This window comes from Actinomycetospora chibensis (assembly GCF_028737215.1).
GTDB classification, from domain to species: Bacteria; Actinomycetota; Actinomycetes; order Mycobacteriales; family Pseudonocardiaceae; genus Actinomycetospora; species Actinomycetospora chibensis.
Window position 1 is genome coordinate 130,618 of record NZ_JAQZAM010000006.1, and the last position, 15,429, is coordinate 146,046.

Here is a 15,429-nt window from a genome sequence, read left to right on the forward strand (position 1 = left end):
CGACGGTCCGATCACGGATAGGTCACGGCGACAGCTCCCCCACTGCGCTGCCGGACCTGGAGTCGATACGAGCGAGGTGACCGTGCCCCGACACGGCCTAGGCGAGCCGGACACCGTTCCGTTCTCCCTGAGTGGTACCCGGACGACGACGCGCGGAACCTCCCGGTTCTCCCCGCGCTCCACCCCCGGCACCATCCTCGTGGCCGCCGTCGCCGCTGGTGCGGTCCTCCCCGCCGTGCAGGCCCTCAGCACGGCCCACGTCGCCGACGCGGAAGCCCCGCAGGCGCCGGACCCCGCGTCGACCACGGCCGCGCTCTCCCTGGCCTCCCAGCACCGCGCCGCGGGCACGGCGGGCCACTCGAGCTCGGTGAGCCCGATCGCGATGCCGGCCACCTCGACCGGGACCGCGAGGCACGCGGCCTCCTCGTCGTCCGACGACGAGCCCAGCGCCGGCGACGCCTCCGACGTCTCCTCGATGCTCAAGTCGATCGAGTACGAGCGCGAGAACGGGCCGCTGGAGTTCGGGCGGCCCTACTCCGCCGGCAACGAGCGCACCCTCGACGGCCAGATCGCCAAGGCGCTCGGGCTCATGGGCCTGCCGCAGCGCCTGGCCCCCGGCGTCAAGAAGATCATCATGCGCGAGTCCACCGGCAACGCCGACGCCGTGAACAACTGGGACTCGAACGCGGCGAACGGCACCCCGTCCAAGGGCCTCATGCAGCTCATCGACACGACGTTCCAGAACGCGGTGCTGCCCGAGCTCGCCGACCGCGGCATCTTCGACCCGGTCGCCAACATCACCGCGGGTGTCCGCACGATGATCGCGAACCACAGCATCGACGACGTCCTGGCCGGCGGCCTGCGGAACTCGTCGGGCAACTACATCGGCTACGGCGGCGCGGCGATCCCCGACGACGGCCTGGGCCTCGCCGACTGACATCCCGTGCCGGTGCGGGTATGCCGGGAGCATGAGCGAACGAACCTGGCTGATCACCGGCGCCTCGCGCGGGCTCGGCCGCGCCCTCACGGAGACCGTGCTCGAGGCCGGTGACCGCGTGGTGGCCACGGCGCGCGACGCCGACGCCCTCGACGACCTCACCGCGAAGCACCCCGAGCGGCTCCTGACCCGCGACCTCGACGTCACCGACCGCGACGCCGTGTTCGCGGTGACCAACGAGATCGCCGGCGAGACCGGGCGCATCGACGTCCTCGTCGCCAACGCCGGCTACGGCCTGGCCGGCGGGGTCGAGGAGGTCACCGAGGAGGAGGCGCGCCAGCAGGTCGAGGTGAACCTGTTCGGCGCGCTCTGGTCGATGCAGGCCGTGCTGCCGACCATGCGCGCCCAGCGCCGGGGACACCTGCTGCCCATCTCGAGCATCGGCGGCGTCGGCGCCTTCCCCAACACCGGGCTCTACCACGCGACGAAGTGGGGCCTGGAGGGCTTGTCGGAGTCGCTCGCCCAGGAGGTCGAGCCCTTCGGCATCCACGTGACGATCGTCGAGCCGGGCCCGTTCCGCACCGACTGGAACGGCGGCAGCATGGTGCGCGCGACGCCGATGCACGCCTACGACGACGTCCTCGGGCCGCGCCGGGCTGCGATGGACGGCTCGTCCGCGTTCACCCAGCCCGGCGACCCCCGCCGCGCGGGCGAGGCGATGATCCGTGTCGTCGACGCCGACGACCCGCCCCGGCGTCTGCTGCTCGGCGAGTTCGCGGCGGACCTCGCCCCGAAGCTCTGGGCGCAGCGCATCGACGAGGCCGGGGCCTGGCGCGACGTCGCCGTCGGCGCCGACTTCCCGCCCGACGAGCGCTAGCCGGACACCGCAGCCAAGCGCTTCTGCCACCAGCTCGTGGCAGGGTCAGGACGGCTGACGGATCGCCGTCCTGACCCTGCTCGAGACGCCCGCCTAGACCTCCGGCCCCTTCTGCAGCACCGGGCGCAGGGTGTCCAGCACGCTCGCGTCGTCGATGGTCGAGGGCACGGCCTCGTCCTTGCCGTCGGCGATCCCGCGCATGGTCTTGCGCAGCACCTTGCCCGAGCGGGTCTTGGGCAGCGCCGGCACGATCGCGACGTTCTTGAACGACGCGACCGCCCCGACGTCGTCGCGGACCATCTTGACGAGCTCGGCGTTGAGCTCGGCCTCGTCGCGCTCGACGCCGGCCTTGAGCACGACGAACCCGCGCGGGACCTGGCCCTTCATCGCGTCGTGCACGCCGATGACCGCGCACTCGGCGACGTCGGGGTGGCCGGAGAGCACCTCCTCCATCGAGCCGGTGGACAGGCGGTGCCCGGCGACGTTGATGACGTCGTCGGTGCGGCCCATGACGTAGAGGTAGCCGTCCTCGTCGAGATAGCCGCCGTCGCCCGTGAGGTAGTAGCCCTCGTAGCGCGACATGTACGACTCGCGGAACCGCTCGTCGTCGTCCCACAGCGTCTGCAGGCAGCCCGGGGGCAGCGGGAGCTTGATCGTGATCGCGCCCTCCTCGCCGCGGGGCAGCACCGACCCGTCGACGTCGAGGATCTCGACCTGGTAGCCGGGGACGGGCACCGACGGCGAGCCGGCCTTGAGTTCCATCGGCTCGAGCCCGCGCAGGTTGGCCGCGATCGGCCAGCCGGTCTCGGTCTGCCACCAGTGGTCGACCACCGGTACTCCGAGCTTCTCCGACGCCCACGTCCAGGTCTCGGGGTCGAGGCGCTCGCCGGCGAGGAAGAGCGTCTCGAGGCTCGAGATGTCGTAGTCCTGGAGGAGCACCGCGTCGGGGTCCTCCTTCTTGATGCCGCGGAACGCGGTGGGTGCGGTGAACAGCGCCTTCACCCCGTGCTCCTGGACCACCCGCCAGAACTGGCCGGCATCGGGCGTGCCGATCGGCTTGCCCTCGTAGAGCACGGTCGTCGCCCCGATGAGCAACGGCGCGTAGACGATGTAGGAGTGCCCGACGACCCACCCGACGTCGGACGCGGTGAACATGACCTCGCCGGGCCCGACGTTGTAGATGTTGGGCATCGACCACGCCAGGGCGACGGCGTGGCCACCGTTGTCGCGCTGGACGCCCTTGGGCTTGCCGGTGGTGCCCGAGGTGTAGAGCACGTAGAGCGGGTCGGTGGCCGCGACGGAGACGCAGTCGGCGGGCTCCGCGGCCTCCACCGCCCCGGCCCAGTCGAGGTCGCGCGCGGTCATCGCGGCCTCGGCCTGCGGGCGCTGGAAGATGATCACCGGGCCCGGGTCGTGCTCGGCGAGCTCGACGGCCTTGTCGAGCAGGGGCTTGTACTCGATGACCCGCTTGCCCTCGATGCCGCAGGACGCGCTGACGATCGCGGCGGGCCGGGCGTCGTCGATCCGGACGGCCAGCTCGCGGGCGGCGAACCCGCCGAAGACGACGCTGTGGACGGCGCCGATCCGCGCGCAGGCGAGCATCGCGACGGCCGCCTCGGGGATCATCGGCATGTAGATGATCACGCGGTCGCCCTTGTCGACGCCGACCGAGCGCAGCACCCCGGCGAAGCGGGCGACCCGGTCGCGCAGCTCGGAGTACGTGTACCGCTGGCGGTCGTCGGTGACCGGCGAGTCGTGGATCAGCGCGACCTGGTCACCGCGACCGGCGTCGACGTGGCGGTCGAGCGCGTTGTGGCAGGTGTTGAGCTCGCCGCCCTGGAACCACCGCGAGAACGGCAGCGCGGACGCGTCCATGATCGTGTCGGGCTCGCGATACCAGTCGATCAGGCCCGCGGCCTCGCGCCAGAAGCCGTCGGGGTCGGTCATGCTGCGGTCGTAGGCCTGCTGGTACTCGCCACTCATGGTCGCGACCCTAACGACGCGACGAGGCCCGGCGCACCGCCCGAAGCGACGGGCAACTCGTTCTGGCCGGCCTCCCGCCTCGTGCGTGATCTTCCGAGCGATAGCTCAGAAGACCACGCACATCAGGACTTGACCTTCGCCCCCACGCGGCGGGCGCCGGCGAGGACCTCGGCGGGGTCGACGCGGGTGAGGTCGCCGTCGGCCAGGACGGGCTCACCGGCCACCCACACGTCGCGCACGCCCCGGGCGCCGCTCGCCCAGACGAGGTTGGACACCAGCTGGGCGTCGTCGTCGGGGTCGACGAAGGCGAGGTCGTCGAGCGAGACGTGCACGACGTCGGCCCAGGCGCCGGCGGTGAGGGTGCCGAGATCGTCGCGGCCCAGGGCGGCGGCCCCGCCCCGGGTGGCCAGGGCGAGGGCGTCGCCGGCGGTCAGAGCGGTGGCGTCGGCCCCGCGCTGGCGGGCGAACAGCGAGGCGAGGCGCTGCTCCTCCCACATGTCGAGGTCGTCGTTCGAGGCCGGCGAGTCGGTCCCCAGGCCCATCCGGACGCCGGCGGTGCGCAGCTCGGCGACGCGGGCGACGCCGGCAGCGAGCTTGGCGTTCGACCCCGGGCAGTGGGCGACGGCGACGTCGTGGCGGGCGAGGATCGCGATGTCGTCGTCGGAGAGCTGGATGGCGTGCGCGGCGAGCACACGGCCGCCGAGCGAGCCGGTCCGCTCCAGCATCGCCGGCACCGACCCGAACTCGGCGCGCACGGCGTCGTCCTCGCCGGGGGCCTCGGCGACGTGGAGGTGCATCAGCGCGCCACGCTCGCGGGCGAGCGCGGCCGTGGTCACGATCGCCTCGGTGGGCAGCGTGTACGCGGCGTGAGGGCCGTAGCCGAGCTCGAGGCGCTCGCCCGGCCCGGAGCGCAGGCCGTCGGCGTCGATCCATGCCGAGACCGCGTCGCGCATCTGCTCCCAGGTGCCGAGGCGTTCCATGCCCGGCGCGGTGATGATGCCCGGGGTCAGCAGGACGCGGGACCCGATCTCGAGGACGGCCTCGGCGACGTGCTCGGCCTGGAAGTACATCTCCGCCGACGTCGTCACGCCGCCGCGCAGCATCTCCGCCGTGCCCGCGAGCATCCCGGCGCGGACGTCGGCGCCGTCGAGCTTGGCCTCGGCGGGCCAGACCACCTCGGTGAGCCAGCGCATCAGCGGGAGGTCGCCGCCCAGCCCGCGCAGCACGGTCAGCGGCGTGTGGGCGTGGGTGTTGACGAGGCCCGGCATGAGCAGGCCGTGGACCCGCGTGACCGGCGCGTCCGTGGTCGGCGCGGTGTCGGCGGGGCCGACGTGGGCGATCCGCCCGTCGTCGTCGACGTCGACCACCGCGTCGCGCAGCACCGACATGGACGCGTCGCAGGGAAGGACGACGGGAGCAGCGAGGCGGCGCACGGTCTCAGACTGTGCCACGGCCCGCGCCGCCCGAACCGGGTGAGGACGGCGAGCACGCGACGGTGGCCGTTCCGGGTAGGGACAGCCCCACCCCGGACGGGGCGCCTGCCGGCTGTCCCGGCCCCGCGGTGACGCGGAGGGTGGCCCGCATGTCGATCCTCGCCGTCTCATCTCCTGTCCCCCGTTCCCTGCGCGCGGCGGTCGTCGTCTGGCTGATCGCCGTCGGCGCCGGGGTCGCCGAGACCCTGGTCCACCTCGCCCTGCCGGACCCTCCCGGACCGGCCGCGCTGGCCAAGCGCGCCGTGATCTACGCCGGTGGGGTCGTCCTCGTGCTCGCCCTGCCGGAAGGCCGCACCCTCGTGCGGTGGACGGTCGCCGTGCTGCTCGGGGTGGTGGGGACGGCCTCGCTGGTCGTCGCGCCGCTGACCTGGCTCGCGAGCGGGGCCTCGCCCGTCGACCACCTCGCCGCCGCAGGCGCGCCGGACCTCGCCGTCGCCGCCCTGCGCGTGGTGCACCTGGCGGCGGTCGTCGTCGCCCTCGTGCTCATGTTCCGGCCGTCGGTGAACGCGTTCTTCAGTTCGCGCCGGCCAGCTCGGCGAGCGTCCGGAGCTGGCGACGCATCATGACGAGATCACCCCAGGCGAGGACGTACCGCAGGAGCCCGCCGCGACGGGCGCCGTCCACGGTGACCGTGGCGACGAGCCGGGAGCCGCGGGGGTCGGGCGCCACGGCGTAGGTGATCGCGAACTCCGCGAGCGAGCCGGTTCCGCGCCGCCGGAGCCGCACCGTCAGCTGCTCGCCGGGGTCGAAGGAGTCGATGACGAAGAGCACCATCAGGCGCTGCCCGACGCGCAGGTCCTCCGCGCCCGGGGTCAGCAGTCGCGGGCTCCGTCGGCCGCGGTTGTCGATCAGGTCGTAGCTGTAGGGCGCGACGGTGAGCTGGCAGACCCAGAGCCACAGGTCCTCCGGGCTCGCCGCCGACGTCACCCCGCGCGTCCACCGGGCACGAGGAACGGGCACCAGCGCGTCCGCCGGCGTGTACCGGGCGCGCTCGTCGGGCCTCGTGCCCCAGTGCTCCGGCAGGTCCACCCACGTGAGTGTGCGTGGTCGGAGGTCGACGGGGCTACCGCTCGAGGAGCGACCGCAGCGAGCGCAGCGGCGGCAGCCAGGCGCCGGCGTCGGGCAGGGTGTCGAGGCTGACGCGCGGCAGGGGCTCGCGGAAGACACCGTCGATGTCCTCGAGGTCGAGGAAGTCGACGATCTCCGAGGACACCGCGAACGCGGCGTACTCGCGGAAGCCGATGACGGTGACCGTGACGCCCTGGGCCACCAGGTCCTCGAGCGGCTCACGGAACGCCCGGCCGTCGCCGGAGGCCACCACGACGTGCGCGAGCCCGCCCTCGGACCGGCGCAGCTCGATGTGGGCGAGCATGTCGTCGTCGACGTCCGAGTCGTCGGCGGACTTGGGCTTGGCGAACACCGCGAACCCGACGTTGCGCAGCGCCTCGACCCAGGGCCGCACGATCTCCGTGGAGCCCGGCACGACGTTGGTGAACACCGTGGCCTCGGCGACGCCCTCGGGACCGGCCTCGCCGAGCAGCCAGCGGCCCACCGCGTCGAAGCGGGGCCGGAACGCCGACGTCGGGCGCGTGCCGAGCAGCGAGCCGAGGCTCATGTCGATGTTCGGCGCGTCCCAGACGAGCAGCGTGCGCGCGGGCGGCGCCTCCGTCGTGGGCTCCACACCGATGCCCTCGTCGACCCGCACGTCGGCACCACCGGCGATGTCGGTGGGCGGGCTGGCGAGATCGGCGGGCGACGGCGCGGGTGACACGGGGCCGACTCTAACCGCCCGGCGTCGGGTCCGATGGGTGCTCAGGACTCGCCCCCGACGGCCTCGGTGCGCACCAGGAGGAGATCCCGGCTCGGGCGGCCCTCCTGCTCGGCGCGGGCCTCGAACTTGGTGCGCGGGCGCCACGCCGGGCGCGGCGCGAAGCCTCCGTGCGGGTTCTCGAGCAGCGGCTCGGCGTCGGTCACCTCGAGCATCCACTCGGCGTAGTCGGCGACGTCGGTGGCGAGGTGCAGCGTCGCGCCGGGCGCCAGGCGGGAGGCCATGAGGGCGACGGTCGCGGGCTGGACCAGGCGGCGCTTGTGGTGCCGGCGCTTCGGCCACGGATCGGGGTAGAAGACGCGCAGGCCGGCGAGCGAGTCCGGGGCGACGAGGTCCTCGAGCACGACGACGGCGTCCCCGCGCAGCAGTCGCAGGTTGGCGAGCTCCTGCTCCTCGAGGCGCATGAGCAGCTGGGCGAGCCCGGGGGGATAGACCTCGACGGCCACGTGGTCGGCGTCGGGCTCGGCGGCGGCGAGGGCGGCGGTCGTCTCACCCATCCCGGAGCCGATCTCGAGCCGCAGCGGGGCCCGTCGGCCGAACCAGGCGGGGGCGTCCAGGCGGCCCCCGTCGAGCGGCGGCCGCGGGCCGTCGGGGTCCCGGTCGAAGCCGGCGGCGTTCGCCCCGTAGCGCGTCCAGAGTCGGTCCCACGCCCGCTGCTGGCCGGCCGTCATCCGCCCGCCGCGGTCGGTGAAGCTGACCACCGAGCGCCGCGGGACGTCCGGTCCGGACGTCGGGCGCGTGTCGTGATCGGTCTCCACCTCCTGATCCTCACATCCCGCGCCTCGGGGCGAGAGGTGCGGGAGTCAGGACCGGCGCAGCGGGGCCAGCGACGCGTCGTCGGGGGTGATCCGGATACGGACGGCCGCGTCGGGCAGCCCGAGGACGGCGCCGACGAGCCTGCGGGCCGCGGCGTCGGCCTCCGCGAGGCGGTCGACCACGACCTGCTGCCCGGAAGGGCCGAAGCGCAGCGTCCATCCGCCGGAGGCGAAGGTGGCGGTCACCGCGTGCACCACGTCGGTGAGTCGTGGCAACGGCCGGGTCATGGGCTCCGCCACGACCGCCGTGCGGCGCCGGGTCAAGGGGACGAGGGTCACACCTGCACATCGCGCAGATCACAGCTCGGGTTAGCGGATCGGCGGGAGATGACCCGGTCGGGCGATCGATGGACCTCGGACGGCCCCCGTGGGAGACGAGGTCAGCGCCCGCCGCCGCCGGACGAGGGACCACCCTCGATCACCTGCTGACGCTGCGTCTGCCGCGCGCGCCGCTGCTGCTCGTACTGGCTGCTCATCTCGGACTCGATGGTCTCGCTGCGTCGCCGGCTCCGGACACGGGCGAGCAGCAGCAGGGTCAGCCCGTGGAGCACGCCGAGCAGGAGCATCACCCCGCCGAGCTGCGTGATCACGATCTGGACCGTGCCCTGCACGTCGAAGGGCCGGTAGGTCGAGATCAGGGCGAGGAAGCCCAGCGCCACGAGGTGGAACAGCACCCCGAGCAACCGGTTCGTCGAGACCGCCGTCTCCTCGGAGTCGAAGACGTCGCGCAGGAACCCGATCCCCGAGCGCATGAGGATCTGGCCCACCACCAAGGTGATGATCGCGCCGACCACGACGATGAAGAGATACGTGCCGGTGTCGAGCACGGGGTGCCTTCCTCGCAGGTGACGGTTGGTGAGCAGTCTCCCCCGACGGGCGATCACGCGAAACCCTCCGGGGTCCTGCCGAACCGGCCTCGCGGGCACGGTCCGGCGCCTACGCTGCCACGGCTGTGGGCCCCCTGCGCAGCGCCGTGGTCGCGACATGCCGTGCGCTGTCCCCGCGGGTGTCGCTGCCGAGCGCCGACGCGGTGGAGGCGATCGCCGACCGGATGCTCGCCACGCCGTCCCTCGTCGTGGCCGGGCCCGTCTCGTCGGGCAAGTCGACGCTGGTCAACGCCCTGGTGGGACGCCGGGTCGCGCCGACGGGGGCGGGCGAGTGCACCGGGCTGACGGCGCACTACGTCCGCGGCCGCGCCGATCGGCTCGACGTCGTCCTCGTCGACGGCACCCGGCGGCCGCTGCCGCTCGCCGCGGGCGGGCGGGTGCCCGCCGCGGTCGGCGACCGGCTGGGCGTGCGCCCCGAGGACGTCGACCACCTGGTGGTGACGCTCACCAGCGCGGCGCTGGACGACCTGACGGTGATCGACACCCCGGGCACCGGCTCGGCGCGCCGGCCGGGCGGCACGTCGGGAGGCGCGCACGCCGAGGCCGCGCTCGTGGTGCTGCCGGCGACGGCGCACGCGGGAGACCTCGACGTGCTGCCCGGGCCGGCGGCCCACGGCCCGGCGGGGGTCGTCGCCGTGCTGGGACGGGCGGACACGGTGGGTCCCGACGACGGCCGCGATCTCGCCGTCGAGCTCGGGCGACGGCTCGGCGACCGCGTGGGGCCGGTGACGCCGGTGATCGGGCTGCTCGCCGAGACCGCGGTCACCGGGGCACTGCGCGCGGAGGACGTCGGCGCGCTGCGGGTGCTCGCGGCGGCCGACCCGGCGGTGCTCGAGGTCGCCCTGCTCGACGCCGAGCTCTTCACGACCGCCGAGCTGCCCCTGCCGATCGAGGCCCGGACTCGGCTGCTCGAGCTGCTCGACGTGCGCGGCCTCGCTCTCGGGATCGCGCTCCTGCGCGCCGACGCCGCCGCGGGGGTCGGGGAGCTCTGCGACGCCCTGCTCGCGGCGTCCGGGCTCGCGACGCTGGTCCGACGGCTGCACGACGAGGTGCGCGCCCGTACCGACCTGCACGCCGCGACCGCGGGGGTCCGCGACCTCGCCACGCTCGGCGAGGCCCTGGGTCGCGCCGAGGCGCAGGACGGCGCCGGGCGGGACGAGGGCACCCGGGTCGCCGACGCGGCCGCGGCGCTGGCGCGCCGGGACGCGTTCACCGAGCGGGCGCTGCTCGCCGCTCGCGCGCGGCTGTGGGCGGGCGCCCTGGGGCTGCCCGCCGAGCTGCTCGACGAGGTCGACCGGCTCGCCTCGGCCGCGCCCCCGGACGTCCGCGCGGGCCGCCCGGGCGCCAGTCCGGTGGAGGTGGCCGGGCACGTCGCCCGGCGCGCCGCCTGGTGGCGGGCGTACGGGTCGTGGGGCTCGCCCCGGCGCATCGCCGACCTCGCCCACGTCGTCCATCGCACCTACGTCGGGATGTGGCAGGACCTGACCGCGCGGACCGGTCCGCCATGACGGCTCCGCCGTGACGGGGTCCGTGCGGGACGTCCCCGCCGAGGTCGCGCGCACCCGCGAGGCGCTGACGACGCTGCTCGCCCGTCTCGACCCGGACGCCGCCGACCGCGCCGCGGCCCCGGCCCCGCCGGCGCGTCCGACCGTGGTGCTCGTCGGGGCGCCGGGACGGGGCCGCCGGGAGCTGCTGGCCGCGCTGCTCGGCCTGGACGAGGTCACCCTCGAGCACGCCACCTACGACGACCTCGGTGTGCCGCTGCTCGAGGAGCTGGACCTGCTCGTCCCCGTCCGCGGTCCCGACCCCGGGAGCTGGCCGGTCGACGGCGCCACGGCGGCGCTCGTGCTCGCCGACGCCGCCGCCCCGCTCGGCGCCGAGGAGGTCGACGCGCTCGCCCGCGCGGCGGGCCGAGTGGACACCGTGGTGTTCGCGCTGACCCGCACGGAGGCGCACCGCGGCTGGCGCACGGTGCTCGAGGCCGACCGCGCCCTGGTCGCCGAGCACGTCCCGCGGCTCGCCGGGGCGCCGTGGTTCCCGGTCTCCGCCGATCTCGCCCGCCGTGCGGGCACCGCGCCCCCGGAGGCGGCCGGGGCGCTGCGCCGCCGCTCCGGCCTGGCCGCCCTGCAACGCGAGCTGCACCGTCTCGTCGCGCGCCGGCGCCGGATGCTCGCCGACGCCAACGCGCTGCGCCTGCTCGCCGCCGGGCTGGACGGCGTCGCGGCCCGCGCCGACGCGACCCGGAGCGCCCTGCGCGCCCCGGTCGACGGCGTCGGCGACCTCGCCCGGCGGCGCGACGAGCTCCTCGCGGCCCGGGCCGCCCTGCGCCGTGACCACCACACGCGCTGGCGCGCCGACCTCGCCGCCGCCCGGGTGGCCGCCGCCGACGACCTCGGCGCGCGCGTCCGCGCCCTCGGGACGGCCGTGCGCGGGCGCATCGACGACGCCGACCGCGCCGGGCTCGCCGCGATCCCGCGCGAGCTCGCCGCCGAGGTGGAGACGCTGGCGTCCGTCGTCGTCGAGGGCCTCGGCGCGCGGCTCCGCGCGCTGGTCGCGGCGACCCTCGCCGACCTCGTCCCGGCCGGTGAGCTGCCGGCGCTGCGGGTTGCCGATCTCGGGGTCACCGACGTCGGCGAGCCCGGCCTCGTGCCCCCACCACGGACGCGTCCCCCCGAGGACCGCCTGCTCGTGGTCGCCGGGGCGTCGGGCGGGCTCGGGCTCTCCCGTCTGGCGCTGCTGCCGCTGCTCGCCGTCCCGATCGCGCCCGTAACACTCGGCGCCGCGCTCGTCCCGGTGTCGGTGGGGCTCGGGCTGGGCGCCGCGGGCTGGGTCGCGCGGGCCCGGCGCCTCGCCGCCGACCGCGCGCACCTGCGCCGGTGGACGGCCGAGGCGCTTGCGGAGGTGCGCGGCGACCTCGACCGGGTGCTCGCCGACGCCCTCATCACCACCGAGCGGGAGGTCACGCTCGCCCTCGACGCCGCGCTCGAGCACCGCGCGCGGGACCTCGACGACGCGCTGGCCGCCGCGGAGCGCGCCGTGCGGCACGCGGGCGCCGACCGGACCGCCGCCGACCGGGCCGCCGCCCACACGGCCGCGGAGGCCCGCGAGGGGCGCGACCGCGCCGAGACGCTGCTGCGGCGGCTGGCCGCGTTGCGGGACCGCGTGGATGTCCCCGAACCGCCACCACGGGAGACGGCGGCGACCTAGCCTCGCGCCATGGTCGAGCTGCCCGACGACTCCGCGCTCCACCCCGAGGCGCATGTCGATCCCGGTGGCCCTGCCGCCGAGCTGCTGGTCGCGGCGCCCGACGGCCCGCACGCGCTCGGTCCGGCCACGGTCGACAGCGACGCCGACGGGCGCGCCGACACCGCCGTGGTCGCGGGGCCGGACGCGCTCGAGCTGGGCACCGACGTCGACGGCGACGGGCGCGTCGACGTGCTCACCCGGGTGCTCGGCGACGGCACGGCGACCACCGCCACCGCGCCGGAGCTGCCGGGCGAGGGCTGGGACGAGGGCCCGCCACCGCCCGCCCCGACCATCGATCCGGTCACCGGACGGTGGGTCCGCGGCGGTTGATCCTCCAACCCGGTCGCCCTCGGCCGGTAGGTTCGGCGGCCGTGACCAGCAGCAGGACGCACGCGGTGGATGCGGACTTCCTCGCCCTGCCCCTCGCGGCCCTCGCCGACGCCGCGCTCGACGCCGCGCGCCGGGGCGGGGCCCAGCACGCCGACCTGCGCGTGCACCGCCTGCGGACCCAGCACCTCGAGCTGCGCGACGGCCGGGTGGTCGTCGCCGCCGACTCCGAGACCCTCGGGCTGGCCGTGCGCGTGCTGCGCGACGGCGTGTGGGGGTTCGCCGCCCACGTCGATCTGACGCCCGAGGTCGCGGTGGCCACGGCGCGCCGCGCCCTCGACGTCACCGCGACCCTCGCGTCCCTGGCCACCGAGCGCGTCACGCTCGCCGACGAGCCCGTGCACGCGGGCGCGGTCTGGGTCTCGCCGTACGACGTCGACCCCTGGGCCGTGGACGTCGCCGAGAAGATCGGCCTGCTCACCGACCGGTCGACGGCGTTGCTCGCGGCGTCCGGCGTCGACCATGTCTCGGCGAGCCTCGTGCAGGTCAAGGAGCAGAGCTTCTACGCCGACACGGCGGGCACCACGACGACCCAGCAGCGGGTGCGCGTCGACCCCGACATCTCGATCACCACGGTCGACCGGGCCGGCGGGGCCTTCGAGTCGCTGCGCACCCTCGCGCCGCCGGCCGGGCGCGGCTGGGAGTACCTCACCGGGACGGGCTGGGACTGGGGCGCCGAGCTCACCGAGCTCCCCGAGCTGCTCGCCGAGAAGGTGCGGGCGCCGAGCGTCGTGGCAGGGCCCACCGACCTCGTCATCGACCCCACCAACCTGTGGCTCGTCATCCACGAGTCGATCGGGCACGCCACCGAGTACGACCGGGCCATCGGCTACGAGGCGGCGTACGCCGGCACGAGCTTCGCGACGCCCGACAAGCTCGGGACCCTGCGCTACGGCAGCGACGTCCTCACCGTGACCGGCGACCGCACCGTCCCCCACGGCCTCGCGAGTGTCGGCTACGACGACGACGGGGTGGCCGCGCAGGAGTTCGACCTCGTCCGCGACGGCGTGCTCGTCGGCTACCAGGTCGACCGGTCGTTCGCGCCGCGCCTCGGTCTCGACCGGTCGAACGGCTGCGCCTACGCCGACTCCGCCGAGCACGTCCCCCTGCAGCGGATGGCGAACGTGTCGTTGCAGCCCGACCCGGTCTCCGACCGGCCGACGTCGGACCTGATCGGCGCGGTGGAGGACGGCCTCTACGTCGTCGGCGACCGCTCCTGGTCGATCGACATGCAGCGCTACAACTTCCAGTTCACCGGGCAGCGCTTCCACCGCATCCGCGGGGGCGAGCTGGTCGGGCAGGTCCGCGACGTCGCCTACCAGGCGACGACCACCGACTTCTGGGGCTCGCTCGAAGCCGTCGGCGGGCCCTCGACGTGGCGGCTGGGCGGCGCGTTCAACTGCGGCAAGGCCCAGCCCGGCCAGGTCGCGCCGGTCAGCCACGGCTGCCCGTCGGCCCTGCTGCGCGGCGTGACCGTCCTCAACACCGGGAGCGGATCGTGAGCACCACCGGCTCGGCCCTCGTGGAGCGCGCCCTCGCGATCGCCGCCGCACAGGTGCCGGACGCGGGCGCGGTCGCCCTGGTCCGCGAGGTCTCCGAGGCCGTCGTGCGCTGGGCGAACTCCACGATGACCACGAACGGCAACACCGTCGAGCGGCGGCTCTCGGTGGTGATGCTCGTGCCCCTCGAGGGCGGCACCGGCGCGGGCGTCGTCACCGTGCCGGCCCCCACGGGGCTCGCCGACGGACCGGAGGGCGACGCGGTGCTCACCGACGCCGTCGCGGGGGCGGTGCAGGCCGCGCGGCGGGCCGGTCCCGCGCGCGACGCGGCGCCGCTGCCCGAGCCCGCCGGCCCGGCCGACGCGCACTGGGACGAGGGCGCCGAGGACACCTCGACCGCCGTGTTCGCCCGGCTCGCCGAGGAGCTCGGCGCGTCCTTCCGGCCCGGCGAGGCGTCGTTCGGGTTCGCCGACCACCGCGTCACGACGACATGGCTGGGCACCTCCGCGGGGGTCCGCCGCCGCTGGGTCGAGCCGTCCGGGTCGGTCGAGCTCAACCTCAAGGACCCGTCCACGGGCACGTCGGTGTGGGGCGGGGAGGGCGCCACCGACATCGCCACGGTCGACGTCGCCGCCCTCGTCGATCGCCTGCGGAACCGGCTGCCGTGGGGCGCGCGTCAGATCGAGCTCCCGGCCGGGCGCTACGAGACGCTGCTCCCGCCGTCCGCGGTGTCCGATCTGATGATCTACCTGGCCTGGTCGATGGGCGGGCGGCCCGCGCAGGAGGGCCGCTCGGCCTTCTCACGCGCGGGCGGCACCCGCGTCGGCGAGCGGCTCGGGGACCTGCCCCTGACGCTCGCGGGCGACCCGGCCGGCGCCGGGTTCGCCGACCTCGCCTACACCCCGGTGCTCGCGACGACGTACTCCGGCGACGAGGTCTCGGTGTTCGACAACGGCGCCACCACGGGGCGTGTGGAGTGGGTGCGCGACGGCACGGTCGCGACGCTCGCCTACCCGCGGGCGGCGGCCGCCGAGTACGGGGCGCCGTTCGCGGCGCCCACCGACAACCTCGTGCTCACCGGCGGCGAGGACGCCACGCTCGAGGAGATGGTGGCGTCGACCGGACGCGGCCTGCTGCTGACCTGCCTCTGGTACATCCGCGAGGTCGACCCGACGACGCTGCTGCTCACCGGCCTGACCCGTGACGGGGTCTACCTGGTCGAGGGCGGCGAGATCGTCGGCGAGGTGAACAACTTCCGCTTCAACGAGTCGCCGCTCGACCTCCTGCGCCGCGCCACCGAGGCCGGCGCCACCGAGCGCACGCTGCCCCGCGAGTGGAAGGACTGGTTCACCCGCGCCGCCATGCCCCCGCTGCGCGTCCCCGACTTCCACATGACGTCGGTGTCCCTGGGCCGCTAGGTGCGCTTCGCGCATGTGAGCACTTCGGAGTGCCGTGGCACTCCGAAGTGCTCACATGC

General features: G+C 75.3%; 15 protein-coding genes. 8 read left to right on the top strand and 7 right to left on the bottom strand.

Going from position 1 to position 15,429, the window contains the following annotated elements:
- Positions 1-199: 199 nt before the first annotated feature.
- Entirely contained in the window at positions 200-937 is a 738-nt protein-coding gene (locus tag PH189_RS11050; RefSeq protein ID WP_274188832.1) for a transglycosylase SLT domain-containing protein, read from the top strand.
- Positions 938-968: 31 nt separating this feature from the next.
- Entirely contained in the window at positions 969-1,814 is an 846-nt protein-coding gene (locus tag PH189_RS11055) for an oxidoreductase (RefSeq protein ID WP_274188833.1), read from the top strand.
- A gap of 93 nt (positions 1,815-1,907) precedes the next feature.
- On the opposite strand, the gene PH189_RS11060 is transcribed toward PH189_RS11055, so the two are convergent.
- Together PH189_RS11060 and PH189_RS11065 are read right to left on the bottom strand one after the other, a co-directional pair.
- Complete coding sequence (locus PH189_RS11060; protein ID WP_274188834.1) at positions 1,908-3,797, bottom strand: propionyl-CoA synthetase; 1,890 nt, start codon at positions 3,795-3,797, stop codon at positions 1,908-1,910.
- Between the two features lie 122 nt (positions 3,798-3,919).
- Positions 3,920-5,185 (bottom strand): amidohydrolase family protein, encoded by a 1,266-nt coding sequence (locus tag PH189_RS11065; RefSeq protein WP_274189045.1) that lies wholly within the window; start codon positions 5,183-5,185, stop codon positions 3,920-3,922.
- Between the two features lie 194 nt (positions 5,186-5,379).
- Between PH189_RS11065 and PH189_RS11070 the strand changes: the two genes are divergently transcribed.
- Positions 5,380-5,856: a hypothetical protein gene (locus tag PH189_RS11070; RefSeq protein WP_274188835.1), complete on the top strand. Its 477-nt coding sequence runs from the start codon at positions 5,380-5,382 to the stop codon at positions 5,854-5,856.
- Here the strand turns inward: PH189_RS11070 and PH189_RS11075 are convergent.
- The 5 genes from PH189_RS11075 to PH189_RS11095 all read right to left on the bottom strand — a co-directional run bounded on the left by PH189_RS11075 (position 5,804) and on the right by PH189_RS11095 (position 8,760).
- A complete protein-coding gene (locus PH189_RS11075; protein ID WP_274188836.1) occupies positions 5,804-6,319 on the bottom strand; it encodes a polyketide cyclase in 516 nt (171 codons plus the stop codon). The two genes, PH189_RS11070 and PH189_RS11075, sit on opposite strands and share 53 nt — an antisense overlap.
- A 34-nt stretch (positions 6,320-6,353) precedes the next feature.
- Entirely contained in the window at positions 6,354-7,061 is a 708-nt protein-coding gene (locus PH189_RS11080) for an NYN domain-containing protein (protein WP_274188837.1), read from the bottom strand.
- A 41-nt stretch (positions 7,062-7,102) separates the two neighbouring features.
- Entirely contained in the window at positions 7,103-7,789 is a 687-nt protein-coding gene (trmB, locus tag PH189_RS11085; RefSeq protein WP_274189046.1) for a tRNA (guanosine(46)-N7)-methyltransferase TrmB, read from the bottom strand.
- Between the two features lie 132 nt (positions 7,790-7,921).
- Positions 7,922-8,212, bottom strand: coding sequence for a hypothetical protein (locus tag PH189_RS11090; protein ID WP_274188838.1), 291 nt, complete (start codon positions 8,210-8,212; stop codon positions 7,922-7,924).
- Between the two features lie 101 nt (positions 8,213-8,313).
- Entirely contained in the window at positions 8,314-8,760 is a 447-nt protein-coding gene (locus PH189_RS11095; RefSeq protein WP_274188839.1) for a hypothetical protein, read from the bottom strand.
- Positions 8,761-8,885: 125 nt separating this feature from the next.
- On the opposite strand from PH189_RS11095, the gene PH189_RS11100 reads away from it, so the two are divergent.
- The 5 genes from PH189_RS11100 to PH189_RS11120 are packed head-to-tail and all read left to right on the top strand — an operon-like array spanning position 8,886 to position 15,370.
- Positions 8,886-10,328, top strand: a complete 1,443-nt coding sequence (locus PH189_RS11100; RefSeq protein WP_274188840.1) for a dynamin family protein — start codon at positions 8,886-8,888, stop codon at positions 10,326-10,328.
- A 10-nt stretch (positions 10,329-10,338) separates the two neighbouring features.
- Positions 10,339-12,027 (top strand): dynamin, encoded by a 1,689-nt coding sequence (locus PH189_RS11105; RefSeq protein ID WP_274188841.1) that lies wholly within the window; start codon positions 10,339-10,341, stop codon positions 12,025-12,027.
- 9 nt (positions 12,028-12,036) lie between these two features.
- The gene (locus PH189_RS11110) at positions 12,037-12,396 is read left to right on the top strand and encodes a DUF6802 family protein (protein WP_274188842.1); all 360 of its coding nucleotides are present in this window, start codon (positions 12,037-12,039) and stop codon (positions 12,394-12,396) included.
- 41 nt (positions 12,397-12,437) lie between these two features.
- The gene (locus PH189_RS11115; RefSeq protein WP_274188843.1) at positions 12,438-13,955 is read left to right on the top strand and encodes a TldD/PmbA family protein; all 1,518 of its coding nucleotides are present in this window, start codon (positions 12,438-12,440) and stop codon (positions 13,953-13,955) included.
- Positions 13,952-15,370 (top strand): metallopeptidase TldD-related protein, encoded by a 1,419-nt coding sequence (locus tag PH189_RS11120; protein ID WP_274188844.1) that lies wholly within the window; start codon positions 13,952-13,954, stop codon positions 15,368-15,370. Before PH189_RS11115 ends, PH189_RS11120 begins: the two co-directional genes overlap by 4 nt.
- Positions 15,371-15,429: the final 59 nt, after the last annotated feature.

Bases quoted from the DNA above. Each gene is read 5' to 3' on its own strand.
- PH189_RS11055 (WP_274188833.1), top strand. From the start codon at position 969: ATGAGCGAACGAACCTGGCTGATCACCGGCGCCTCGCGCGGGCTCGGC.
- PH189_RS11060 (WP_274188834.1), bottom strand. From the start codon at position 3,797: ATGAGTGGCGAGTACCAGCAGGCCTACGACCGCAGCATGACCGACCCC.
- PH189_RS11065 (WP_274189045.1), bottom strand. From the start codon at position 5,185: ATGTCGGTGCTGCGCGACGCGGTGGTCGACGTCGACGACGACGGGCGG.
- PH189_RS11070 (WP_274188835.1), top strand. From the start codon at position 5,380: ATGTCGATCCTCGCCGTCTCATCTCCTGTCCCCCGTTCCCTGCGCGCG.
- trmB (WP_274189046.1), bottom strand. From the start codon at position 7,789: ATGACGGCCGGCCAGCAGCGGGCGTGGGACCGACTCTGGACGCGCTAC.
- PH189_RS11110 (WP_274188842.1), top strand. From the start codon at position 12,037: ATGGTCGAGCTGCCCGACGACTCCGCGCTCCACCCCGAGGCGCATGTC.